The organism is Orrella sp. 11846 (genome assembly GCF_048820935.1).
In the GTDB taxonomy this organism is placed as follows: Bacteria; Pseudomonadota; Gammaproteobacteria; order Burkholderiales; family Burkholderiaceae_B; genus Algicoccus.
In genome coordinates, this window is record NZ_JBMERD010000034.1 from 1 (window position 1) to 3,014 (window position 3,014).

Below are 3,014 nucleotides of genomic sequence, written 5' to 3' on the forward strand. Positions count from 1 at the left end.
GACCACCCTTGGCACCGTCGCCTCGAGGCGCGATCTTGTTGATCCGTGCTGCCAAAGCTTTGAGGTTCAAGAGCTCATCGATATTGGCCAGAGGGTCACCGATCTGATCCAGCTTCTCGCGCTGACGCTCATCGGCAAAGAGTTCGAGTTTGACGGCACTACGTTTCATGGCATTTACGGACAAAGGGATGGCAACAGGGTCATTTTAGGAAATCGACGCACTCAGCGGGGGTTATTCGAGATGCTCTTAAATTCATCGCACCGAGGTTCAAAAAGTCCGTGGATTTCGTCTGCGTTGCAGGCTGAGGGACGTCATCACAACTGGGCTGCGAAACAGCCCCGTCTTTACGAAACTTAGATTTCCATTTATAGAAAGTGGATTGCACAATCTTGTGTTGCTGACAAAACGCTTTAACCGTGATGCCCTGTGATTCAAATTGGTGCATTAGTGTGCGCCACTCATCGTAGCTACGTACTCGTGGGGTTTGTATTGGCTGTGTCGACATGTTCTAAAATAAATTAAAGTGAATCGTGCCTAACAGTTTCTTACTTTCTGACGCGTCGCACTATGACGCCGTTGTGTGAACGTTTACCTACAAGCTGCGCTCACAGGGTAAAACGTGGGCAGAGGTAGGCAGACTGTTAGACTGTTCTGCAGAAGCTGCTAGATCGCTTAATAAGCGTTACTTGGCCATGAAAGAAGAACAAGACAAAGCTATACAGGAAAAGCAAGAAGAAAAACTAGATAATTTCAGTCTGTTTTAACTAACTATCTAGACATACCCATTCCACGGCTCGGCCTTTGTTGACGCTCTTGCTCTTGTTTCTGGCTTTGCTCTTTTGTCTGCTCTAACGTGCGGCTTGAGGGGCGCACAGTCAGCAAGCGGAGCGTGCTGGCGGAGCGTGCTGGCGGAGCGTCCCTCTCGAAGCGTTTGTTAGACATTTCTATCGCGGATATTCCCATTGGCCGCTATGGGGGTTGTATTGCGGTGTTACACCGGGCGGCACATACCGCCAGTCCCCGCGATTCGGGTTGTATTGAAGCTGGGAATCAGGGTGGGCAGTTTCCCAATCACCAGAATGCGGGTTGTACTTTTGTTGGTAGTTCGGTGGCGCCATATCCCAGTTCCCACTGTGTGGGTTGTACTGAGGAGATGCGTCTGGGGCCGCAAAACCCCAGCTTCCCGAATGGGGGTTGTATTTCAGTTCTGAGTCAGGAGCCACCGTCTCCCATTGCCCTGTATGAGGGTTGTACTTTTGTTCAGCACACGCCATGCCCGTGATAGCCAGGCCCATCAAGAACACGAGAATTTCAACAATGCGACTAGCTTTCATGGTGATCTCCTTTCGATCGAGAGCTTGCCGAGCAAATGGCAGCCAATCCGATGGCGAGCATCCCTCAAGCTTGCGGTGGCTGGGCGGAAACCCAGGCGGCCTATCGATTTCTGGCGCAGGATGAGATCGAGTGGGAAGACATTCTGGCACCACACTGGCAATGCGCCGAGACACGGATGCGTGAACATCGGGTGGTGCTGTGTCTGCAAGATACGACCGAGCTGGACTTCAATGGCCAGAGCATTAATGGACTGGGGCCGTTGTCCTATGAGGCACAGCGAGGCATGTATCTGCATCCCACCTATGCCGTCACCCCTGAGCGCGAACCGCTGGGCGTGCTTGATGCCTGGATGTGGGCCCGGGAGCCCCGAGACGAGAGCGGCCAACGAGCGGGCGTCACCGAGAGTACGCGCTGGAGCGAAGGCTACAGCCGGGTTGCGGAGCTGGCACCACTCTGCCCGAGACCCGGCTGGTGTATGTGGCTGATCGCGAGGCGGATATTGCTGCACTGATGGCTCAGGCACGGGATCTGGGCCATCCGGCCGACTGGCTGATCCGCTCTCAACACAACCGGGCGTTACCCGACGGTGGCAAGCTGTGGTCGACGGTGACCGAGGGCGACCCACTGGGAGGCATCTGCTTTACGATGCCCTCGCGCCAGGGCCAGAAGGCTCGTGAAGTGCGGCAACGCATCTGGGTGCGACGCCTGATGATTGCCGATGGCAAGGGCGGTGAGATTGAGGTCACTTGCCTGGTGGCACGTGAGGACGAGGCGCCCAAAGGTGTCAAGCCAGTCGAATGGCGATTACTCACCAACCGCGAAGTGCAAACGCTCGATTCAGCCATTGAACTGATTGACTGGTATCGAGCACGATGGGAGATCGAACTGTTCTTTCATGTGTTGAAAAATGGCTGCAAGGTCGAAGCTTTGCAGTTGAGCACGGTGGATCGCCTGGAGCGGGCACTGGCCTTGTTCATGGTGGTCGCCTGGCGCATTGCGAGGTTGATGCGCCTGGGCAGAACCTGTCCGGATCTGGATGCCGCCCTGCTGTTTGAAAAGGACGAATGGCAGGCTGCATACATTCTAAATCGCAAGAAAGTGCCCAAGTCACCCCCTAAACTCAATGAGGTGATCCGCCTGATTGCCACGCTCGGTGGATTCCTCGGCCGCAAAGGTGATGGCGAACCGGGTGTCAAAACGATCTGGCTCGGATTACAGCGGGTGGTCGACTTTGCAGCCGGACTCAAATTTGCCCGGGAACTTCAGGACGAATGACTTGTGTGTAATGACATGGGTTAGGCATTGGTTCTAAACATGGTTGCAACTTCAGATTGAAGCCTGGTATTTATACGGTATTAAGTAGTTTTACGATAGATTTGGATGGTTCTAATGCGACCATCGATGCGTCAGACGTAACTTTTGTGACGAGTAGTACCATGAGTGTACTTAATTTGAATATCAAAGGGTCTGGCGGGCATGAAGTGAATTTGCGTGCACCGACCTCTGGAGATTTGGCGGGTATTTTGATTTGGCATACCGGAAATAATCAAAGTTTGTTTTTGAACTATGGCAATGCATTGACCGGTAGTTTGCTTAAACCGGCTGGCGCTGTGCGTATGGACGGCGTTTATTACGTGCCTAATGGCACTTTAACCGTTCAGAAAGAAGGGGGTGGTCT

At 53.4% G+C, this 3,014-nt stretch carries 3 protein-coding genes and 1 pseudogene; 2 read left to right on the forward strand and 2 right to left on the reverse strand.

Translation table 11 applies throughout. The features are described 5' to 3' along the window. Window positions 1–200 precede the first annotated feature (200 nt). Both tnpA and ACOI06_RS14395 read right to left on the reverse strand, forming a co-directional pair. Window positions 201–506, reverse strand: coding sequence for an IS66 family insertion sequence element accessory protein TnpA (gene tnpA, locus ACOI06_RS14390; protein WP_420663289.1), 306 nt, complete (start codon window positions 504–506; stop codon window positions 201–203). Between the two features lie 439 nt (window positions 507–945). Continuing rightward, window positions 946–1,335 carry a hypothetical protein gene (locus ACOI06_RS14395; RefSeq protein ID WP_420663290.1) on the reverse strand — a complete coding sequence of 130 codons (390 nt, stop codon included), beginning with the start codon at window positions 1,333–1,335 and terminating at the stop codon, window positions 946–948. A gap of 35 nt (window positions 1,336–1,370) precedes the next feature. On the opposite strand from ACOI06_RS14395, the pseudogene ACOI06_RS14400 reads away from it, so the two are divergent. Next, a pseudogene (locus ACOI06_RS14400) lies at window positions 1,371–2,611 on the forward strand (IS4 family transposase). A gap of 161 nt (window positions 2,612–2,772) precedes the next feature. Next, a partial coding sequence (locus ACOI06_RS14405) for a hypothetical protein (RefSeq protein ID WP_420663291.1) occupies window positions 2,773–3,014 on the forward strand: 242 nt, incomplete at its 3' end.